The organism is Carnobacterium sp. FSL W8-0810 (assembly GCF_038007125.1).
GTDB lineage: Bacteria > Bacillota > Bacilli > Lactobacillales > Carnobacteriaceae > Carnobacterium_B > Carnobacterium_B inhibens.
This window is the reverse complement of record NZ_JBBOWO010000001.1, coordinates 1,277,150-1,299,394: the sequence shown is the minus strand read 5'-3', so window position 1 is coordinate 1,299,394 and position 22,245 is coordinate 1,277,150. Positions and strand designations below refer to the sequence as shown.

Sequence of the window (22,245 nt, the reverse complement as noted above, 5' to 3'; positions counted from 1 at the left end):
TGTTCATTATCTATGCTATACTTTTTAGGTACGTAAAAAGCATGGGGATTTAATGGGGGTATACTATTGAAAAAGAGAGCAATCATAGGAATTATAGCTACGGTGATGTTTGCTGGACCATTCTTACCAACTATCGCTCAAGCCGATACACTGGAAGAAATGGAACAGAAAAAAAATGAACTTGAATCACAATCATCAGAGCTTAATAATAGAATCAAAGAACAAGATGAAACCTTAAATGGGCTAGAAACAGAAAAAAGCAGTTTAGATTCAGATATTACTACACTACAATCTCAAATCGATGATACAGTTCTAAAATTACATGCGCAAGAAATAAAGTTAGAAGACTCTAAAGCAAAAGTTGAACAATTGAAAATAGAAATTGAAGCTTTAAAAAAACTAATTGCCCAACGAACAGGTAAACTTGAAAATCAAGCTCGCTCTGTACAAACGGATGGAAGTGCTTCTAATTTAATAGGCCTTATATTAACTGCTGAAAGTTTTACAGATTTAGTTGGCCGTATAGGTATCGTCAATCAATTGGTTACTGCCAATAAAACTATTGTGATTGAACAAGAAAAAGATCAAACTACATTAGAAATGAACGAAACAAAAGCTAAAGCTGAAAAAATGGCCATTGAAGAAATAAAAATTGATATTGAATTATCTAAAAACAATCTAGTTGCTCAAAAAGCTGAACTCGATGATAAAATCGTTCAAGTTGCCATTCAATACGATATGACGGAAGAAGAGAAAAATACATTTGTTGAAGAGCAGCAAGTCATTGCTACTCAAACAAGTACACTCTCTGAAGAAATGCAAAAAGAACGTCAACGTATTATTGAAGAAGAACAAGCCAGACAACTAGCCATACAAAAAGCTGCTGAACAAGAAGCTGCAAAAGCCGCTGCAGAGGAAGAAGCTAGATTAGCTGCTGTTGAAGCTCAAGAAAAAGCTAACCAAGAAGAAACGGCTAAAAAAGCTGCTGAAGAAAAAACAACAATTGCCAGCTCTTCTATTAAAAAATCAACAAATACTAATAAGTCCAGCAGTTCAACTACTAACCCTAGTTCTTCTAGCAACACAAGTCCTTCAAAAGAACCGGTCGTCCAAGAATCAAAACCATCATCTAATTCAGGTTTCATACGACCTAGTGGCGGATATTCAACCTCATCTTATGGTTACCGAGTGCACCCGATTACAGGTGATTACAAATTGCATGGCGGCATTGATTTTGGTGGCGGTGGAGCAATTGTTGCTTCTAAAAGCGGTACAGTTGTGATTGCTGGATATGATTCAGGATGGGGATATTATGTGAAAATTGATCACGGCAATGGTTTCCAAACGCTTTATGCACATATGGTTGCTGGAAGTTTGCTTGTTTCTCCAGGACAGCAAGTTTCTCAAGGGCAACAAATTGGAACAATGGGAACGACTGGTTCTTCTACGGGCGTACACTTGCATTTTGAAATGTACAAAAACGGAAGTCGAGTTAACCCAGCTCCTTATTTAGGAATGTAACAATACATTTTAACGTAAAAGACAGATGGATCATTTTTACCAATGACCCATCTGTCTTTTTATGTTGTTTGACACTTGCTCCCTATTGCCTTTTATTTATTGTTCATTCTTATAGTACTTATTAAGAAATTTCTCTAATAAAGGAAACAGAACTGGCGCTAATACTAGATAAAACCCACTATTTCCTATTGCATGTAAGGTATCAAAAGGGATTCCAGAAGCATAATAAATCCAAAAATTTTGAATACCAAAAAATGGAGCTTGAATTAAAGAAATCAAAAAACCATACAAATATCCTGTAAAACCGGCATAACAAAGCATAAACACAAAAGGAATTTTATTAAAAAAGGGTTTGATGATAAGTCCTGTAACTAAAACAACTCCACAAAATGAAACGATTTGAGCAATCGTCCAGACACCCATACCAAGTGTCACATTTGATAGAATAATCGATAAGACCGCTACAATCAAAGTGTCATTTACACCTAATGTTAACGTTAAAATAATTAAAATAACGGTTACTGGCTGGATATTTGGTAGAAACTGAAACAATTGCCGACTAACTTGACAAAGCGCAGTCATAAAAGCAAGTAAGGTTATTTTTTGAATAGATACTTTTCTATTCAGTTTATTGTAAAGCATTTAACAACCACTTCACTTGATCTCCATCTTTTATTTCGCATTCTGCGGCTCCTACAGTTGGTTGTTCACCATTTACTTCATACAACCAGTATTTCCCCGCATCTTCATCTTGTTCCATTCCATCGATTGAAAGAATCAATCCATCTTCTTCGATTACTTCATACTGTCCTTTAAGTGCTTCTAAGACAGTAGTACCTTCTTCTACTTCTAGTTCTTGCGTTGCACCTTCAACTTCTTTTCCATCTTGTTCTAATGACATGACGACAGAAAGTGTCTCTTTTGCTTGCTGTTCAACTAAGGTACTGCTTTTTGCTGCAGAAGAATCTGAGTCTTGCACAGTCGTGTTCCCACAAGCTGCCAAACTAAATGTTGCTGCTACTATAAATCCCAATTTAAAAACTTTCATTCTATTTATTCCTCCAATTATGTCACTCTTTTAAGATAGACATTTTACCATATGTATAAAGTTTAAAAAATTTCTTTACTCTATTCCCTTCCTAAAACTACTATATAACAGACGTAATCGTTTTTCAACCACAACATGTTGTGGTTACAAAAAAAGATTGAGTCGTTTGACCCAACCTTATGTTTGCTTATTCGACTAGTTATTTCAAATCATATTCGCGAGCAGTTTCATAACGGCGTTCCAAATAATTGTACAATATAAAGATTTTCGCCATCATAATGAACACCAATGCCTACCTCTTCGAAATCCTTATTAACCATATTTTCATAATGTCCTGGACTATTTTTTAATCCATCAAATAACCATTCAGACATTCCATTTTCGTCTAAGTAATAGGTTCCCATTGCTAAATTTTCTCCTGCTAATTGATAAGAGTATTCACTATCTGGTTCTTCTAAAACAGTAAAGGTAGCTTTCCCATCAGGGCGTGTATGAGAAAAAGATTCTTCTGTTTCAATTGCTCGTTTGTTAGCTGCTTTTTTTAATTGATCATTAGAAGTTAATTGAGGAACACCTACTTCTTTTCTCAAGTCATTCAGTAATTCTAAAACTCGTTTTTCAACAACTTCATTATTTAGTTTATCTGTTTCAGTTGCATCATCACTAGTACTGGATACTTCTACACTCGTTGATGCTTCTTGACTATGATCACTTGAGGATTCTTCTATAACAACTATTTTTGCACTTGATGCTTTATCAGCAATTAAAGAAATCGTATCGCCAAGTTTTGTATTCTCTAGAATAGACGAATTTGCAAGCCAATAACCAAACCCGATTAAGACAATTACCATTACACAATATGAGAAAAATTTTCTCATTCCATCAAACCTTTCTTTTGTTCTATCTGACTTACAGCTTGTAGTATACCAAAAATTAGTGAATACAAAAATAAGATAAAAAGAAAACATTCGTTCTCTTTTATCTTATTTAGTCTTATTCATCTTTGAGCGAAACTTGTTTTTCCAGCAGAAGTAATAAAAAAAACAAAGTTAAACAATAGAAATTTCCAGCAAAAATATCTTTTAGAAAAGATTTTTTTAGCTATTTGAATTCCTCTATCAGCTTATCCATTGTTTTTAAAATAGATTTACCTATCCACCAATCTATTTTAAAAATCCCAGTTCCACTGCCTGAAACGATCATTATTAATTCAACTTGTTCATTTTCTAAAGGATGTATATGAAGGGTCAAACTTGCCACGCTGTCATTTCTAGTAAAGTATTTTTCAAATACAGTTAGATATCCTTTTCCATATTCAAAATCAAATCCATAAGTAATCGATTGTTCATAATTTTCAAATTTTAAATTCTTTTTAAAATATTCTAAAATCTCAAAACTATTTCCATTCAATATAACTTGTTTTTCCTTCATATCATCCCATCCTTTAAGGTTACTATCTATAATTTTATTATGCAAAACTTTCTAACTTTGTACAAGAAAAATGGTATACTTTTAAAGAGTAGTGCGAACAATTAACTGAAGGAGGCTTATTCATTTGAAACAGTACCAGACCCTTTTATTTGATGTTGATGATACCTTACTTGATTTTAAAGCAGCTGAAAGGTACGCTTTACAAGAATTGTTTAAAGAACATGATGTTGCATTAACAGATGACATTAAGCAGTTCTACCAAAAAATGAACCAACAATTATGGGCTTCTTTTGAAAAAGGAGAAATTAAACGGGAAGAATTATTACATACACGTTTTTCTACTTTATTTCAAAAACTTGGCCTAACTTTAGATGGGATTCATTTAGATAACTTGTACAGACAATACTTAGAACAAAGTGCTGTCTTGATTGATGGGGCAGAACAACTGCTTCAAAAGTTAGCTAACTATTATGATCTTTATGTGGTAACGAATGGAGTTGCTCGTACCCAAATCATCCGTCTAAACAACTCAGGTCTGACCACTTATTTCAAAGACATCTTCATTTCTGAAGAAATTGGCTATCAAAAACCCAAGAAAGAATTCTTTCATCATGTTTTTGAAAAGATTCCTCAAATCACAGCTGACAAGACCTTGATCATTGGCGATTCCTTGACTTCCGATATCCAAGGAGGAATCAATGCTGGAATTGATACGTGTTGGTTTAATCCCAAAGGTTCTATAAATGGAACACACCCTACAACTTATGAAATTCATCAACTTCAATTATTAGAAGATATGCTCTTATCTCCTACAGTTACCGCGAGGGAAATTGAACAACATTCTACCGTTACTCTTTAAGTACGCAAAAAAAGGATTTGAGTCTTTTAACTCTAATCCTTTTTATTTGTTTTGCTGTTTATTTCAGAATTTTTCCCAATAAGAATTCACTATATTTTTCTTTTAATTGACCTATACCAATTTCGAAATCGTTGATTTAACAACGTTTTCGAACGGTTTTATTCCATAATTTCATTGCTTTTGCTATCCGTTAAGTGCTACACTAATGAACGTAAGAAACTAAAAACTTATCCATTTTATATAAAAAGGAGATTTTTTCATGTTATTAAAAGAGATCATTACCGACTCAAATCGCATTTTTCAAGGTGAAGAAGTGCCCGAAAAATACTTATTCGATGAATATGTAGGACATGCAAAAAGCGTTTATGGTGTTGCATTGCCTAAAACAAAAGCCGAAGTCGTTGCATTAGTAAAATTTGCTAATCAAGAAAATTTATCCATTATTGCTCGTGGTGCAGGCACAGGTTTATCTGGAGCAACTGCTCCTGTTCAAAATGAATTAATTATTGATTTACATCTAATGAACCAAATTATTGATTTAGATTTAGAAACAATGACTTTGACAGTTGAACCAGGCGTATTACTTCATGAGATCCAAGAGTATGTAGAAAGTAAAGGCTTCTTCTACCCACCTGATCCAGGTTCTAAAAATTCTTCTATCGGTGGAAATATTGCTACAAATGCTGGTGGTATGCGAGCTGTTAAATACGGTGTAACAAGAGATTATGTACGTCAATTAGATGTTGTCTTAGCCACTGGTGAAGAATTAACTTTAGGCAGCGTCAACATCAAAAATAGTTCTGGTTATGATTTGAAAGATCTATTTATCGGTTCTGAAGGAACTTTAGGTATTACTACTCAAATCAAATTAAAAGTGATTCCTTTACCAAAAGCTAGCCTATCACTAGTTCTTGCTTTTCCAACACTTAAAGAATCAACAGATGCTGTATTAACTATTTTACAAAATGGAGTAGATCCAACAGCACTTGAATTTTTCGAAAGAGAAACCATCCAATTAAGTGAAAAAGAAAATGGTGTACTTTTCCCTAGTCAACTTGGTGAATCTTACCTTTTGATGACATTAGATGGCGATAATATGGAAGTTATCCAGCATCGGATTGAATTATTAAAACAAAGCGTTCAAGCTCATAACGTTCTAGAAATCATTAGTTTAGACACTCCTGAATTGGAAAAAACAGCTTGGTCATTACGTGATTCTCTATTAACAGCTGTCGTAAATTACACAGAACAAGTAACCATGGATGAAACAGTTCCTATCAATCAACTTTCTACTCTATACCAATATACAAAGCAATTAGAAGCTGAAAGTGGATTAAGTATGATCAGTTTTGGACATGCTGGTGATGGAAATCTTCATACCTGTGTTGCGCGTGGATCAATCACGGATCAACAAGAATGGGATACAAAACGTGATGATGTTTTAACTAAAATGTATGGAAAAATCAAAGCATTAGGTGGTCTTCCCTCAGCAGAACATGGTATTGGAATTATCAAAAAACCTTATCTTGCTAAAATGACGGATCCAAATTATCTAACTTATATGCGTAAAATCAAACAAGTTTTTGATCCGGATGGTCGCTTAAATCCAACAAAAGTAATGTAATACCTCACTTTATTGATACCATTTTTACCATAAAAATAAAAGAAGACCAACCTCGTAACTTTTCGAGGTTGGTCTTCTTTTACTCTATTTCTTTCGTATACTTAACGATCAATTGTCTTGCAGCTTTTACTTCATCTAATCTTTTTACAAAAGTTGTATGAGGAGCATTAAGAACTATTTCTGGTGTCTCCACTACTTCTTTGGCAATTTGGATCAACGCATCAGCAAAAGCATCAAGTGTTTCTTTTGTTTCCGTATCTGTTGGCTCAATCATTAAGGCTTCCTCCACGATCAGCGGGAAATAAACAGTTGGTGCATAATAACCAAAGTCTAAAATACGCTTTGCAATACTGGTTGTGGGTACCCCTAATTTTTTCTGTCTAGACCCTGATAAAACAAATTCATGCTTGCTGTATTGAGTATAAGGTGTCTCAAAATACGGTTCCAATTTTTTTCTTAAGTAGTTAGCATGTATTACGGCACTCTCAGAAACTTGACGGAGCCCTTTTGGACCCATTGTTCGAATGTAAGTGTACGCACGAACATTTACGCCAAAATTACCGTAGTAACCCTTAACACGCCCAATGGAATCTGGGAAGTCTGTATTCAATACGTAACTGTCTTCTTGTTTTTCAATTCTTGGAATCGGCAAATAAGGAATCAAAAATTCTTTTACGCCTACTGGTCCTGAACCCGGTCCTCCGCCACCATGTGGTGTGCTAAAAGATTTATGTAGATTCAAATGAACAATATCGAATCCCATTTTACCCGGCGTTGTTTGACCTAAAATAGCGTTTAAGTTAGCTCCATCATAGTAAACAAGTCCACCGGATTGATGTACGATTTCAGCCATTTCCACAATATCTTTTTCAAAAATACCTAATGTGTTTGGATTCGTCAACATCAATCCTGCAGTATCCGGCCCAACTTTTTCTTTTAAGGCTGTTAGATCAACTGTTCCATTGGCATTAGATGGAATTTCAACTACATCAAAACCGGCTGCATGTGCACTAGCAGGATTAGTTCCATGAGCAGAATCAGGCACTAATACTTTTGTTCTAGTGGATCTATCGCCATTTTTGGTATGATAAGCTTTCATCATCATTAAACCGGTCCATTCCCCTTGAGCTCCAGCAGCTGGTTGCAAAGTAATTGCATCCATCCCGGATATAACTTGAAGATCTTCTTGTAATTCATACAGTAATTGAAACGCTCCTTGAACTGTTTCAATCGGTTGAAATGGGTGAATCGCTGCAAATCCATCATAACGAGCAACGTCTTCATTGATTTTAGGATTATACTTCATCGTACAAGAGCCTAATGGATAAAATCCATTATCGACACCAAAATTTTTGCTAGATAAAGAAGTATAATGACGCATCAATTGCGGTTCAGATACTTCTGGCAATACAGCTGGTTCTTTGCGAATCAAGTGTTGTGAAAACTTATCCGTTAAAACAATTGAGGGAACGTCACTTTCAGGAAGTGAATATGCTGTACGTCCTGGTTGACTTATTTCAAAAATCAATTCATTGTATTCAGTCATTTATCCAGTCCCTCCAATACCTCAATAAAGTGCTCAATTTCTTCTTTGGTTCGTTGTTCAGTAACCGCAATTAACATGGTATTTTCAAATCCATACTCGGGTTCTAGATCATAACCACCGATATAGCCTTTTTTCAGCAACTGCTGGTTGATCTTGCTTACAGGTTGATGCAATTGCACAACAAACTCATTGAAAAAAGGAGCTTTATTGGTTACGACAAACCCTTTTTTTTCCAATTGTTTAGCCATATAATCTGCTTTTTCAATATTAAGCTGAGCCATATTTTGCAATCCTTCTTTGCCTAAAGCGGACATAAAAACAGAGGATGCTAGTGCATTTAAAGCTTGATTAGAACTCATATAAGAAGTCGCTTTTTCACGACGGATGTGTTGCTCTCGAGCTTGTAACGTTAATACAAAACCTCTTTTACCTTCAGTATCAGTGGTTTGTCCTACAATACGGCCAGGAATTTTTCGGATATATTTTTTCTTGACTGCAAAATAACCACAATGTGGACCGCCAAAATTCATGGCTAATCCCAATGGTTGCATATCACCTACTACAATATCCGCTCCTAAATTACCAGGTGACTCCAATAGTGCTAGAGCTAAAGGATTGGCCATTACAATAAGCAATGCTTTTTGTGTTGCAACAAGTTCTTTAATGGCTGCTAAATCCTCAACCGAACCTAAAAAGTTAGGGTACTGGATAATAACAGCTGCTGTTTCGTTGTCTAGCTGTTCTTCTAATAAGGTTAAATTAGTACTGTCATTTGTTAGATCAATTTCTACTAATTGATACTCTTGTCCATTTGCAACTGTTTGAACGACTTGTCTTCCTTGAGGATGAACAGCTTTAGAAATCAAAATTTTAGAACGCTTTGTTGCTCCTACAGCTAAAGTAGCTGCTTCACCAAGTGAAGTAAACCCATCGTACAAAGAAGAGTTTGCCGCATCCATTCCTGTCAATTCACACACCATGGATTGAAATTCAAACAATGCCTGCAGCTCTCCTTGACTAGCTTCTGCTTGATAAGGCGTATAAGCCGTATAAAACTCTGAACGAGAGATGACATGATCTACTACACTTGGAATATAATGATCATATGTACCAGCTCCTAAAAAGAAAGAATACTCATGGGCCGTTTTATTTTTTACTGCTAACTGTCTCATTTTTTTTGTCAATGCTGATTCATGTATAGCTTGAGGAATAGGTAAATCTTCGGTTAGCCTTATCTCTGCTGGGATATCTGAAAACAATTCATCAACTGAATCGATTCCCATAGCTTCTAACATATCTAATTGGTCTTGCTCCGTATCGGGAAGGTATCTGAATTCGTTCAATCGCTTATGCCTCCTCTTCAACTGTCAATTCTGCAACATAAGCTTGATAACTTTCTTCATTTAATAATCCTTCTAGTTCTACTGAATTTTCTAACTGAATCTCAGCAAACCAGCCTTCTTCATAAGGAGATTCATTGACCAACTCAGGTCCATCTTCTAATTCTGTATTAACAGCAATAATTATTCCTGTAACCGGTGCAAAAATTTCAGAAGCTGATTTAATGGACTCCACTGTTCCCATTTCACTTCCAATCGAAACTTCTGCATCCATTTCAGGAACTTCTACATATACGACATCCCCCAGCTGTTTAACAGCATAATCTGTAATTCCTACTCGTACTGCATTTTCTCCTAATGGCAATATCCACTCGTGTTCTTTACTATATAATCTATCCTCTGTCATTGTTAAACACTCCTCATCTTTAATGTATTAAGTTTTATTTTTTCTTTTTATAAAAGGGCAGGGCCACGATTTCAGCCTCTACTAACTTATTGCGTATCTCGATTTTCACAGTTTTTCCTATCTCAGTCTCTTTCGAAGACAAAAGAGCCAAAGCAATACTATTTCCTAGCGTTGGTGATTTTGTTCCCGAAGTAACAACTCCGATTTTTGATCCAGCTTCATCAAAAACAGAATATCCATGACGCGGGATTCCTTTTCCAATTAACTGAATGCCTTTGATTTTTTTATCGACGCCGTCTTTCAATTGATTTTCTAAGGCTGTTTTACCAATAAATTCAGCTTCTTTTTTAGTTTTAACCGCAAAACCAATACCACCTTGAAGAGGTGTGATCTCATCTGAAAGTTCATTTCCATATAAAGAAAGACTGGCTTCTAGACGCAACGTATCACGGGCACCTAAACCACAAGGCTGTAACTTTTCTTCTTTGCCTTTTTCAAGCAAGGTATTCCATAATTTTTCCGTTTCTTTTGCTTTTACATATAATTCAAAACCATCTTCACCAGTATACCCTGTTCTTGAAATAAGGACTGAAGAAAAACCTTTTAAAGTAATCTGTTGAGAAAAATGAAAAGACTTCAGTTTACTTAAGTTATCATCTGTTAGTTTTTGTAAAATCTGTTCTGCATAAGGACCTTGAAGAGCCAATAAACCAATATCGTTTGATTTATTTTCCAAAACAACATCTTCCATTTTATGCTCATTCATCCATTGAAAGACTTTATCACTATTTGAAGCATTTGGTGTCACTAAATATTCTTGATCCTTTAATTTAAAGATAATCAAATCATCAATGGTCCCACCATGTTCATAGACCATAGCGTTGTATTGAGCTTGGCCAATAGTGACTTTTGAAATATCATTTGTTAATACATAATCTAAAAATTTCCCAGCATTTTTTCCACTTACAACAATCTCTCCCATGTGAGAAACATCAAATAAACCAGCGTTCATACGTACGCCTTTATGCTCTTCTGCTATACTTGAAAACTGAATTGGTAAAGCCCATCCTCCAAAATCCATTAGTTTAACAGTATTCTTTTTATAATAACCGAACAAAGGTGTTTGTTTTAATTCATTATCCAATTTTGCATCCCTCATTCTTTCCTATTTTAAAAGTAAAAACAACTTTATTGTCTTCTTTTTTTCGCTTAATCTATTATGTTAAATTTAACATTTTACCCAACATTTTCATAGACAATAACCAACTTTATTGAAAAAATTATTTATCCTTCTACTCTTTTTCCTTTAAGCATAATAATTGATTTTTATCTTTGTTTCTTTTAAGCTTTCTATTGAAAACGTTTGCGTTTACTGATATAGTATACTACTATTTAATAACCTTTAGAAGGAGGGCTTTATATGATTACATTGTATTCATCTGCTAGTTGCACTTCTTGTCGCAAAGCCAAATCATGGTTAGAAGAACATGACATTCCCTTTACTGAAAAAAATGTATTTACTGAAAAGATAACCGATGAAGAACTGAAATCTATCTTACAACTGACTGAAAATGGAACAAAAGAAATCATTTCACAGCGTTCACAAGCATTTAGAGAGTTAGATATTGATATAGAAGATATGTCTTTAGGAAAAGTTTTAAAGCTGATACAGCGGCATCCAGGAATTATGCGTCGTCCTATTCTTGTAGACGATAAAAGACTGTTAGTCGGCTATAACGAAGAAGATATTCGCTGCTTCTTACCTAGAGATATACGCAAATTAGAACTCTTAAAACTACATGATCAATTACCGATTAACTTCTAATAACATTAACCATAAAATAATTTTTAATCCCATTTTCTCTTTAGTGGACAAGTCTACGAGTAAATTCGCAGAACTTGTCCACTTTTGCTCGCCTTTTGGATAAACTTTTGGTTTTTTCGTTGCTGTTTGTCCAAAAGAGAGTTACAAAAATTTTATAGTTGCTTCTACATGTAAAAAAACTTCTCTCCACTATTTAAAGTGAAAAGAAGCCTTTTTTTACATATCAAATAATGTAGAAAAAATCTCAGACATAACAGGATGTGTCACGACTTGATCTCTCAAATAAGTGTAAGGGATATGGTTGTCCATGGCCATCTTCACTTGATTCACCAATTCATGAGCTTGATCACCGAAAAGAGTGACTCCTAAAATCTCATCTGTTTCCTTATTTACAACAGCTTTATACAATCCTCTAGTATCATTAATAACATCTGAGCGAGTTGTCCCGCTAACGGGAGCAGTGTTGGTAATCACTTGGTACCCTTGCTCTTTTGCCTCTGCTTCGGTTAAACCAACTCGAGCAAATGACGGCTCTATAAAAATAGAATAAGGGACATGCAGGCGCTCTGAGCGTTTACGATTGCCTTTGCCTAATACATAATCAGCAATTAACTTAGCATCATTAATCGTGATGTATGTAAATTGATAACCTCCCTTAACATCTCCTAAAGCAAAAACATGTTCAACAGCGGTTTCCAAATAATCATTCACTTCGATTCCGCCTTTTTCATCAACAACAATCTCTGTATTCTCCAAATTTAAATAAGCAGTATTGGGTTTGCGACCGGTAGCGACTAAAACAGCATCAAATAAAAATTCCTTATTGTCCTCTGTTTCAAGCTTAACTTGGTCTTTCTCATTTGAGACTTTATTCGTTCTTGCATTTAGCTGAATCGTGATCTCTTTGTCTTCCAGAACTTGTTGAACAGCTTCTGCTACTTCTCGCTCTTCTTTTGGCATAAACTGTTCGCCCGTTTCAAAAAGAGTGACCTTTGAACCAAACATTTCATAAATAGAAGCAAATTCTAACCCGATATTCCCTGCACCAATAATGCCTAAAGTTTTAGGTACTTCAGGCAGTGACTGAAGTTCTGTACTATTGTAGATACCTTTTGTTTCTTTTAATCCTTCAATTGGTGGATAATTACTTTCTGAACCAGTATCAATGAAAATATATTCTGCTTCAAGTTCTTCCGTTTGATCGCCTAAATCGACGATTATGACATGGTTTAATTTAAATGAACCTGTCCCAGTGTACAAATCAACCTGTTCACTTTTTTGCATACTTGTAAATTCTGTATTTCGATTTCTTTGAGTTACCTCATTTTTGCGCTTTAATGCCGTAGCATAATCTATTTGTTCCCTTGCATCATGTTCTAAGATCTTAGTAGGAATACAGCCGATATTTACACAAGAACCGCCATACATCAATTCATTTTTTTCAATCAATGCTACTTTCCATTTATTCGCTGTTAACTTAGTTGCTAAGGTACGAGCACCTTGACCAAATCCAATAATAATCGCATCATACTTTTTCAAAATAACACCGTTCCTTTCTAAATTAAGTTGAAATCGTTTTTTCTAATACAAATTTAGTATACCATTTCAATGCTGCAAGAAAGAATGATTTGTTTATAAACTTTCTCTGCATTATCTCTTAGGTCGTGTTTGAAAACTGATGACTAACCTGATTTTTGGTATATCTGGAGTAATAAAAGAAAATAGGAGTGATCAGGATGAGCATTGAACGTTATGAAATGTCTGCCTAAAGATTGATATACTCAAGGAAACGGTTTATATCAGCTTTTATTTATGGCGCGATACGGGTTCATTTAGTCAACAAGTATCACCCAATCCAGACCTTTCTAGTAGATTCTTTTGGCCTTGTCCCTTAAATTCGGTCAATTCATTAGGATTCTGTTCTTAGCTGCTCGAACTGACGCCAATTACGCCTACTCAAATAGAAAGCGACTATGAGTTAATCGAATTAAGGCTTATTGCGCCTACTCAAATGAGATTCTACATTAAGCCAACATACTTTTTCCTTCTCACTATCGAATCGGACCATTTTCGAAACAATGTCGGCCTATCGCAACACAGTACGATAAACTCGCAACATTTTATTTAGCCTTTGTTTATCTAACGGCGACTTCCCTCTTGACAAACTAGTTTTAAAACACGCCTAAGATGAAATAATAAAAGACTTCTATTTGACTTTTTTTATTTATTTCTCTTTTGTAAACATCTGCTATACATGGTATCCTTAAAAAAAGGACTTAGAGGCAGGTTATCTTACTTATGACAAACAATCTTAATCTTTCTAATCGGATCAACCAAACATACCCTTTATTATCAAAGAAAGAAAAACAAGTAGCTGCATTTATACTTGAACACAAAGAAGACATTGATTCGTGGAATATCAAGGATCTTTCACGTTTAACGGAGACCTCAAACGCTACCATTTCTCGTTTTTGTGCGAAATTAAATTACCGAAATTTTAGTGAATTTAAAACATTTGTGTCTCAGGAACTAGGTGGTACTCCTGCTCCTTTACAAGTACCCGTTAAAATTGCCAGCTACTACACACAGTTGATTAATTCTGCGTCTCAATTAATTGAAACGCAACAAATTGCGGATTTCGTAGAAGCAATCCATCATTCCCATAAGATCTTGATTTGTGGCGTTGGAAATTCAGGATTAAGCGCCATGGAATTGAAATACCGCTTAGTCAGAATGGGTCTGATAGTTGACGTGGTGACCGATCCGCATATGATGTTGATGGATGCTGTTCTATTAAAAAAATATGACTTAATGATTGCTATTTCAAACTATGGAAAAACGCAAGCTGTCATCGATGCCTGCACCATAGCAAAAAAAGAAGAAGCCACTGTTTTCGTGATCACCAATCAGAATCATACACCTTTAACAAAAATTGCAGATCAAGTATTATTTGCATCTGGTAGAACGTCTATTCCTGATGAGCAATTCATTAACAGCCAATTGCCGATTCATTTTATTTTGGATGTATTGTGCTATGTATTGTTAGAAGATGAATCGTATAAAGACAACCGGAAAAAAACATTGACTGCTTTAGACTTGAACTAGAAAAAAAGCTAGTAAGAAGAGGGAATTATACCCTTTTTCTTACTAGCTTTTTTAGTTTTATTTTATTTTACTTCTTTCATTTTTTCAACAAAACCAGCTGTAATCAATTGAGGACGTGTAATCGCGCTGCCTACTACGATTGAATGAACACCTAATTCTTTACACCTTTTAGCTTTCTCAGGTGTATCAATGTGACCTTCAACAATAACAGGAACGTTGACAGTATCTAGAATGATTTTCAAGCGTTCAAAATCATTGTCTGCAATATTTTGACCTTCAGATTTTTTTGTGTATCCCATTAAAGTAGTAGAAACACAGTCAAAACCGATTTTTTCTGCTTCTATTACTTCTTCTACAGTTGATGCATCAGCCATTAATAAAATGGAAGGATACTTAGAACGGATCGCTTGAACAAATGCCTCTAGTGTTTCTCCATTTGGTCTGATACGGTCAGTAGCGTCTAGTGCAATCATATCACATTTAGACTCAGCCAACTCATCGATTTCTTTCATCGTTGCCGTAATAAAAACTTCTGAATCTTCATAGTCTCTTTTCACGATTCCAATAACCGGTAAGTCTGTGTTTTTTTTAATTTCAATGATGTCTTCTTTAGAGTTTGAACGGATCCCTTTCGCTCCACCTTCTTCAGCAGCTATGGCCATTCTTCCCATAATATATGAACTATGCAAAGGTTCATTATCCAACGCTTGGCAAGAAACAACTAATTCTGATTTTACTTTATCCAACATATTCATTTTTTATTCGTCTCCTAACAATTCTTCAATTTCATTTTTTATAACAGATACTTGCGGACCATAAACAACTTGGATCCCATTTCCTCTTTTGATAAGTCCTTGGCTTCCAGTTTCTTTTAATAAAGCTTCATCTACTAAAGAATCATCTTTAACCGTCACACGAAGTCTTGTTGCACAGTTATCAACATTCACTAAGTTTTCTTCGCCACCTAAACCATTAATGATATCTAGTGCGCGACCTTCAACTTTAGTTTTATTGCCAGCAACTTCTACTTTATCCGTTCTACCTGGTGTTTGGAAGTTGAATTTTGTAATTAGGAACGTGAATGTGAAGTAATATAAGAAGAACCAAACTACTCCTATCACTAATACCATTATCCAATTTGTTCGTTCGTTTCCTTGTAAGATTCCGAATAGAATAAAGTCTATAAATCCACCAGAAAATGTTTGCCCGATCGTTAACTCAAAGATATGAGCCAACATGAATGCAAGCCCATCAAAAACAGCATGTACAACATATAGAGCTGGTGCTATAAATAAGAACGAGAATTCAAGCGGTTCTGTGATTCCTGTTAAAAATGAGGTTAAGGCAGCTGATAACATCAACCCACCCACAACTTTTTTATTTTCTGGTTTAGCTGTTTTATAGATCGCAAATGCGGCTCCAACTAGCCCAAACATCATAGTGATAAAACGTCCTGACATGAAACGTGCTGTTCCACTGAAGAACTCTTGTGTTGCTGGATCAGCTAATTGAGCAAAGAAGATATTTTGTGTTCCTTGAACAAGTTCTCCTCCAACTTCCAATGTTCCACCAACAGCTGTTTGCCAAAAAGGAAGATAGAAAATATGGTGTAGTCCAACTGGCCCAAGCATACGTAAGATAAATCCGTATAAAAAGGTCCCTAAATATCCAGTAGCATTAACCACATCTCCTACATTTGTAATCAAGCCTTGGAATACTGGCCATATAAAGTACATTACAACACCTAAAAGGATAGCTGAAAAAGAAGTAATGATAGGAACAAAACGTGAACCACCAAAGAAACCTAGATAAGCTGGCAATTCAATTTTATTAAAGCGATTGTGTAAGTAGCTTGCTAATATACCAACAATGATCCCACCAAAAACTCCTGTTTCAAGTGTTTGGATTCCCACTGTACTTCCTTGACCAACTGCGGCAAGATTATCCACGACTAACTCTCCAGTAATGGTTAGTATAGCATTTATTGTCGAATGCATCACTAAGTAACCAATGAGAGCCGCTAATGCTGCAGTACCTTTATCAGATTTTGCTAAACCAATAGCAACCCCAATAGCAAATATAATCGGTAAATTACTAAAAACAATATTTCCGGCGCTACTCATGATGGTAAAGATCGCTTGTAACCATGCGACATCTAAAACAGGATACGCGCTTACGGTGTTGGGATTAGATAACGATCCTCCAATTCCTAAAAGTAATCCTGCAGCAGGTAAAATTGCGATTGGCAGCATAAACGACTTACCAAATTGTTGAGCTTTCTCAAAAAACGTTTTCATTTTCTTCAGTCCCCTTTTCCTTTTTCTAATTTATCTCATTCTATATCATGAAAATGTTTTCGTCAACTTTTTTAAAAAGAAAATATTTCCAATTAAAAATAAATAAAACATAATAATGTCAAATATCACTTAAAAAAGGTTCTATAATTTTTAGTGTAGGTAGATTAGAACGTGTTTGAAAACTGAGGATGAACCTGATTTACGGTTTAACTTAAAGCCTTTATGTCTTATTTCAATACGGTATAATAAACTCGCAAAGTCTTGCAGGAACTTTAGGATCTACTCTTAGTTTGACCCATTCAATTAGACGTTTATTCTAAGGTGGTTGTACTAAGTTTCGGCTACTCAAACGGAAAGCGACTCTGAGCTAGTCAAAAAACATAAAAAAAGTCGAACATTGTTGTTTAATAGCAACAAACGCTCGACTTTTTCTTTGACTTTATTTACTTTTTTCTTCTTGTTCTTCTTCTTTTTTTTCGTACTCTTCATCATTATCTTTGCCATAATACTCTTCATTATATTCGTTATCTTCTTCATCTGAATCTTTATTGCCTTCTTTAGTGTCGCTTTGTTCTTCTTGTTCTTCTTGTTCTTCTTGTTCTTCTTGTTCTTCTTGTTCTTCTTGTTCTTCTTGTTCTTCTTGTTCTTCTTGTTCTTCTTGTTCTTGTTTTGCTAGTTTTTCATCATCGTAGATAAAGATATTATGAAAAATTTTCAGAATAGGACGAGCCGTTAGAAAAACCCCACCAACTAAATAAAGATAAGTACCATAAATATCTGGAATATCCGTGAGTGTGGCTAAACTACCAATAATATAAAAAATCCCAGTTAATATATCATTCGTCAATGAAATCAATGTATAACGGTTCTGAAAATACAAACGAAAACGTCCACTCTTTATTTCAATATCTTCTTCTTTACCTGGATTAATATCGTGCTCTTTGCGTTCAATTTTCGGCATTCTGATTACCTCCGATTTTTAATTCTCTATAAGTTAGTATACAAGTTTCTTTTTTCACTTTCCAAGAATTGAATCTAAACTTAGCTTTATTAAAAAATACCTGCTTTTTTATTAGAACTTGCACGTTTTTACTTCTCATACTAGAATTGACAAGTTAAGATAAAAATTATCTAAGATGATTTTTTTGGAGGGAATAAGGATGAATAAAAAAGGAGTAACATCTGGTTTAGTATTTTTTAGTTTAGTGGCTCTATTAAGTGCTTGTGGATCAAAAAAAGAAACAGCTAACGAATCAAAAGACGTTCAAGAAGATGTACTTGCTTCAGAGCAAGTCATGCACCTTACGGTCGAAAGTGAATTAGCTACAACTGACAGTGTCTTAGTAGCTGAAAATATTACATTTGCGGGTGTAAATCAATTTATCGAAGGACTTTATCGCTTAGGGGAAAACAATGATCCAATTCCTGCTTTAGCTAAAAGTGAAGATATTTCTGATGATGGGTTAACGTACACATTTCATTTAAGAGAAGATGCTTTGTGGTCTAACGGAGATCCAGTCACAGCTCATGACTTTGTATTTTCGTGGCGTAGAAATGTAGATCCAACTTCTGGAGCAGCCTATTCTTATTTATTTGAAGATATCAAAAATGCTTCTGAAATCATCGCTGGTGAACGGCCACTTGAAGAACTGGGAGTTAAGGCTTTGGATGATACAACACTTGAAGTCACACTTGAAACACCTATTGCTTACTTCCCTTCTCTTATGTCATTTGTTTCATTCTTTCCGCAAAATGAAGCTTTTGTTTTAGAAGCAGGAGATCAATATGGTACAAGCAGTGAAACGACTCTTTCAAATGGGCCTTTTCTTTTAACCGATTGGGATAATGGGTTGGATGAAAATTGGAGCTACGAGAAGAATCCTACTTACTGGGATGCTGAAAATGTTGATTTAACAAAAATTACAAACCAAGTTATAAAAGAAGTTGCTACCGGAGTAAACTTATATGAAAAAGGCGATGTAGACAATGCCTTATTATCTGGTGAATATGCTAAACAATATCAAGAAGATCCCAGCTATACCGTTGAATATTTTTCTAGAACCAATTATTTAGAAGTTAATCAAACTGATAATCCTTATTTAAAAAATGAATCATTAAGAAAAGCTCTTGCATTGGCTATCAATCGTGAAGAATTGACTTCTAGTATTTTAAACAACGGCTCTTTACCTATCACTGGATTGGTTCCAGATCATTTTGTTCAACATCCTGAAACTGGTGTAGAATTTGCTGAAGAAGCTGGTGATTTTTATACCTATAACTTAACTGAAGCTCAACGCTTAGTTGAAGAAGCTAAACAAGAGTTAGGTGTAGACACGATTGAACTTGAGTTGCTTGGAGATGACGATGAAACAAGTAAACGTGTCATGGAATATTTACAAGGAGAATTGCAAAATAATTTAGATGGCGTAAAAATCAAGCTGTTAAATGTTCCTTTCAGTGCAAGATTAGCTAAAGCAGCAGCAGGGGATTTTGATTTGATCTCTTCTGGTTGGAGCGGCTATGTATCCGATCCAATGATCATGTTAGATGTTCTATACAGTACGTCATCTTATAATAACGGAGGATACGCTAATGACAAAGTTGATCAATTGATCAATGACGCTAAAGAAATCCACGCTAACGATCCTCTTTTGAGATGGGACGATATGTTAGAAGCTCATCAAATCGCTTTAGAAGATGCAGCGCTTATTCCAATCTACCAAAAAGGTGAAGCCATGTTACGCAATCCCAAAATTAAAGGAATCGGAATCAACTCTGTTGGCGCTCGGTACACTTATAAAGATGCTTATATCGTAGAATAATTGTGAGGATAACACATCATAACCAATAAAAAGAGTCCAACAGCATAAAAATGGCTGTTGGACTCTTTTTATTTTGGCAAATGATCCATAAAATTCTGATAAGCAAACCCTTCAACTTCTTCAGTAGTAAATATTTCAAGAAGCGACTGAATTAGGTTTTGGGTTTCTCCCGCATGCGCTAATTGTTTGATATGGGTACTTATCCCATCGAAGTCTGAGCCAAATCCAATATTTCGCATTGCTCCTAATTCAACTAATCGTTCAATATGAGGAATTAAATCGGCTATCGTTACTTCTTTGTATTTGCCTTCTTCAAGAGTAAAGGTTGGATTAAAAATAACATGGATCATAGCGTCATGTTCGATCATCGCTTTGATTTGATCGTCGTTTAAATTCCGTACATGACTGCAGAGCGACAAAACATTCGAATGCGTTGCAATAGGGTAACTAGCAGATTTCATCACATCCCAAAAACCCTTCACACTTAAATGCGAAACATCTGTAAAAACTTTTCGTTCGTTCAATCGTTTGACGATTTCGAAACCAAATACCGTTAATCCAGCGCCTCTTGGTTCTTCGACGCCATCAGCAGCAAGATTGGCTGGATTCCACGTCAATCCTACAGACAAAACGCCCGCATCTAGCAATTCATCTAACTTACTTAGATCATTTCCAATAGCTGACACACCTTCTAAGGTCAAAAATGAGCCAATTTCATTATCTTTCAGCTCTTGGATTTCTTCCCATTTCCAGATTTGTTTTATCTCAGGATTTTTTCCTAAAATATCTTTTTGGTAATAATCAATTTGTTCTAAAACAGCTGCATATTGTTTATCTGAAGGAAGGTCCGGCTCAATAAAAATGGCAAATGCTTGTACTTTAACTTCTCCTTCTTTTAAGCGTTTCAAATTAACATCTAATTCATCTGAATCCTTAAAGTCTAACGTACCTTTGCTATTTTGCATCTTATATAGTACATCACAATGCATATCAATACTCTTCACTTTTTCTCCTACTTTCTGCTTCTACGCCCTTAATCCCTATTTTCTCATCATACTTTAATCACCCTAGAAGTGCAATACTAAAAAAGGTTCTGATTCAGTACAATTAACTGAATCAGAACCTTTTATTTAACTTTATTCTTTGATTAAAGGCGTTTCTTCCACAAAGTATAGTGCTATTCCTCCAATAATGAAAAGAATAATCAAAGCGAAAACCCCATTTAATGAATTCCCTGTTATTTGAGAAGTAATCCCTACTAAAAGCGGACCAATAACTGCTGCAAATTTGCCGAAGATATTGTAGAAACCAAAAAACTCATTTGCATTTTCCTTAGGAATCAACTGCCCAAATAGCGAACGACTAAGTGATTGAACTCCTCCTTGAGCTGTTCCTACTAAAACGGCTAATACAATAAACGTCAGTAATGAATCTAAACTTAAAGCGAAATTACAAATAAAGGTATAGGTCGCTATCCCAACGTAAATCATTTTTTTATTACCAAATTGACCAGCTAGTATTCCATACAAAATAGAGAAAGGAAAAGCCACTAATTGAGTAATCATCATGACAATGATCAAATCATTTGTTGAAAGTCCGACATCTGAACCAATAGAGGTTGCCATTTTGAAGATGGTTCCTACCCCATCAATATAGAAGAAATACGCGATTAAAAATAAGAATACATTACGATGTTGACGAACATTTTTAATGGTTTTCCATAGTCTTAAAAAACTGTTTTTAATGACATGAGGCTGCTTTTCGATGTATGTTTTCTGTTTTACATTTTTCCAATAAGGAATAGTGAAGACAAACCACCATAGAGCTGTGGCAACAAACCCACCTTTAATAAGAGCAATTTGCGAAATAGGCAAAATACCTGTTAATTGGAAGATAATAAAAATAACAAACGGAATGGAACTGCCAATATAACCCCATCCGTAACCAGCACTTGATATACGATCCATTCGGTTTGGCGTTGTGGAGTCTACTAATGAGGCATCATAAAAAATATTTGCCGCACTAAATCCAATCGATGAGAATGCATAAAGGATCAATAACAACTGCCAATTTTCATCTGAAATGAATGCAAAACTAATTGTCGCAATAATTCCCAATCCTGTCGCTAAAGTGAACATCGGATTCCGATATCCTTTATAATCAGCTATAGCTCCTAATATAGGCGCCAACATTGAAACGACCAATGTCCCAATTGAATTGGCGTACCCCAGATAAGCCGTTGAATTAGCCGCACTAACATCAGCACCTGTAGCTACAGCTTTAAAAAACAAAGGAAAAACAGCTGTGGTAATCATGATAGAATAAGCTGAGTTAGCCCAATCTTGTAAAATCCAACTTTTTTCAATTTTTGTATAGTTAAATTTCCTTTTTTCTTTTCCCATTATTCGCTCACTTCTTTCA

19 protein-coding genes and 1 pseudogene are annotated in these 22,245 nt (G+C 35.0%); 6 read left to right on the top strand and 14 right to left on the bottom strand.

All coding sequences use genetic code 11. The features are described from left to right. The first annotated feature begins 66 nt into the window (after window positions 1-66). On the top strand, window positions 67-1,521 hold the full coding sequence (locus tag NST49_RS06330) for a peptidoglycan DD-metalloendopeptidase family protein (protein ID WP_341047589.1): 1,455 nt from the start codon (window positions 67-69) through the stop codon (window positions 1,519-1,521). Window positions 1,522-1,617: 96 nt separating this feature from the next. Here the strand turns inward: NST49_RS06330 and NST49_RS06325 are convergent, their stop codons facing one another. From NST49_RS06325 to NST49_RS06310, 4 genes are all read right to left on the bottom strand, one after another. Then, a complete protein-coding gene (locus NST49_RS06325; protein WP_023178716.1) occupies window positions 1,618-2,163 on the bottom strand; it encodes a hypothetical protein in 546 nt (181 codons plus the stop codon). Then, window positions 2,150-2,569, bottom strand: a complete 420-nt coding sequence (locus NST49_RS06320) for a DUF4430 domain-containing protein (protein WP_251165520.1) — start codon at window positions 2,567-2,569, stop codon at window positions 2,150-2,152. The genes NST49_RS06325 and NST49_RS06320 overlap by 14 nt, the downstream gene beginning before the upstream one ends. Window positions 2,570-2,796: 227 nt before the next feature. Next, on the bottom strand, window positions 2,797-3,447 hold the full coding sequence (locus NST49_RS06315) for a CAP domain-containing protein (RefSeq protein ID WP_251165521.1): 651 nt from the start codon (window positions 3,445-3,447) through the stop codon (window positions 2,797-2,799). 223 nt (window positions 3,448-3,670) lie between these two features. Then, window positions 3,671-4,000: a DUF6054 family protein gene (locus NST49_RS06310; RefSeq protein ID WP_251165522.1), complete on the bottom strand. Its 330-nt coding sequence runs from the start codon at window positions 3,998-4,000 to the stop codon at window positions 3,671-3,673. A 124-nt stretch (window positions 4,001-4,124) separates the two neighbouring features. Here NST49_RS06310 and NST49_RS06305 point away from each other — a divergent pair, with 124 nt between their 5' ends. Continuing rightward, window positions 4,125-4,859: a YjjG family noncanonical pyrimidine nucleotidase gene (locus NST49_RS06305; protein ID WP_341047587.1), complete on the top strand. Its 735-nt coding sequence runs from the start codon at window positions 4,125-4,127 to the stop codon at window positions 4,857-4,859. Between the two features lie 259 nt (window positions 4,860-5,118). Then, window positions 5,119-6,483 (top strand): FAD-binding oxidoreductase, encoded by a 1,365-nt coding sequence (locus NST49_RS06300; RefSeq protein WP_341047586.1) that lies wholly within the window; start codon window positions 5,119-5,121, stop codon window positions 6,481-6,483. Between the two features lie 79 nt (window positions 6,484-6,562). Here NST49_RS06300 and gcvPB read toward each other — a convergent pair whose 3' ends face one another. From gcvPB to gcvT, 4 genes are read right to left on the bottom strand one after another with little or no spacing between them, the layout of a single operon-like run. Continuing rightward, window positions 6,563-8,029, bottom strand: coding sequence for an aminomethyl-transferring glycine dehydrogenase subunit GcvPB (gene gcvPB, locus NST49_RS06295; protein WP_023178726.1), 1,467 nt, complete (start codon window positions 8,027-8,029; stop codon window positions 6,563-6,565). Further along, entirely contained in the window at window positions 8,026-9,372 is a 1,347-nt protein-coding gene (gene gcvPA, locus NST49_RS06290) for an aminomethyl-transferring glycine dehydrogenase subunit GcvPA (RefSeq protein WP_023178728.1), read from the bottom strand. The genes gcvPB and gcvPA overlap by 4 nt, the downstream gene beginning before the upstream one ends. Window positions 9,373-9,376: 4 nt before the next feature. Further along, the gene (gcvH, locus tag NST49_RS06285; RefSeq protein WP_023178730.1) at window positions 9,377-9,775 is read right to left on the bottom strand and encodes a glycine cleavage system protein GcvH; all 399 of its coding nucleotides are present in this window, start codon (window positions 9,773-9,775) and stop codon (window positions 9,377-9,379) included. A 34-nt stretch (window positions 9,776-9,809) separates the two neighbouring features. Continuing rightward, window positions 9,810-10,919 carry a glycine cleavage system aminomethyltransferase GcvT gene (gene gcvT / locus NST49_RS06280; protein ID WP_202881937.1) on the bottom strand — a complete coding sequence of 370 codons (1,110 nt, stop codon included), beginning with the start codon at window positions 10,917-10,919 and terminating at the stop codon, window positions 9,810-9,812. Between the two features lie 276 nt (window positions 10,920-11,195). Here gcvT and spxA point away from each other — a divergent pair, with 276 nt between their 5' ends. After that, complete coding sequence (gene spxA, locus NST49_RS06275; protein ID WP_187948394.1) at window positions 11,196-11,600, top strand: transcriptional regulator SpxA; 405 nt, start codon at window positions 11,196-11,198, stop codon at window positions 11,598-11,600. Between the two features lie 216 nt (window positions 11,601-11,816). Here spxA and NST49_RS06270 read toward each other — a convergent pair whose 3' ends face one another. Next, on the bottom strand, window positions 11,817-13,139 hold the full coding sequence (locus NST49_RS06270; protein ID WP_341047584.1) for an FAD-dependent oxidoreductase: 1,323 nt from the start codon (window positions 13,137-13,139) through the stop codon (window positions 11,817-11,819). 759 nt (window positions 13,140-13,898) lie between these two features. On the opposite strand from NST49_RS06270, the gene NST49_RS06265 reads away from it, so the two are divergent. Then, window positions 13,899-14,705 (top strand): MurR/RpiR family transcriptional regulator, encoded by an 807-nt coding sequence (locus NST49_RS06265; RefSeq protein ID WP_023178736.1) that lies wholly within the window; start codon window positions 13,899-13,901, stop codon window positions 14,703-14,705. Between the two features lie 62 nt (window positions 14,706-14,767). Here the strand turns inward: NST49_RS06265 and NST49_RS06260 are convergent, their stop codons facing one another. From NST49_RS06260 to NST49_RS06250, 3 genes and pseudogenes are all read right to left on the bottom strand, one after another. Further along, window positions 14,768-15,460 carry an N-acetylmannosamine-6-phosphate 2-epimerase gene (locus tag NST49_RS06260; protein WP_301425882.1) on the bottom strand — a complete coding sequence of 231 codons (693 nt, stop codon included), beginning with the start codon at window positions 15,458-15,460 and terminating at the stop codon, window positions 14,768-14,770. A gap of 3 nt (window positions 15,461-15,463) precedes the next feature. Beyond that, window positions 15,464-17,002, bottom strand: a complete 1,539-nt coding sequence (gene ptsG / locus NST49_RS06255; RefSeq protein WP_341047581.1) for a glucose-specific PTS transporter subunit IIBC — start codon at window positions 17,000-17,002, stop codon at window positions 15,464-15,466. Between the two features lie 646 nt (window positions 17,003-17,648). Then, window positions 17,649-17,963 (bottom strand): annotated as a pseudogene (locus NST49_RS06250) (YrhK family protein); the annotation flags it as partial. 199 nt (window positions 17,964-18,162) lie between these two features. Here NST49_RS06250 and NST49_RS06245 point away from each other — a divergent pair. Then, window positions 18,163-19,824: a peptide ABC transporter substrate-binding protein gene (locus NST49_RS06245; protein WP_251165528.1), complete on the top strand. Its 1,662-nt coding sequence runs from the start codon at window positions 18,163-18,165 to the stop codon at window positions 19,822-19,824. Window positions 19,825-19,892: 68 nt separating this feature from the next. Here NST49_RS06245 and NST49_RS06240 read toward each other — a convergent pair whose 3' ends face one another. Continuing rightward, window positions 19,893-20,828 carry a dipeptidase gene (locus NST49_RS06240; protein ID WP_023178746.1) on the bottom strand — a complete coding sequence of 312 codons (936 nt, stop codon included), beginning with the start codon at window positions 20,826-20,828 and terminating at the stop codon, window positions 19,893-19,895. 132 nt (window positions 20,829-20,960) lie between these two features. Continuing rightward, window positions 20,961-22,226, bottom strand: coding sequence for an MFS transporter (locus tag NST49_RS06235; RefSeq protein ID WP_341047576.1), 1,266 nt, complete (start codon window positions 22,224-22,226; stop codon window positions 20,961-20,963). Between the last annotated feature and the right edge of the window lie 19 nt (window positions 22,227-22,245).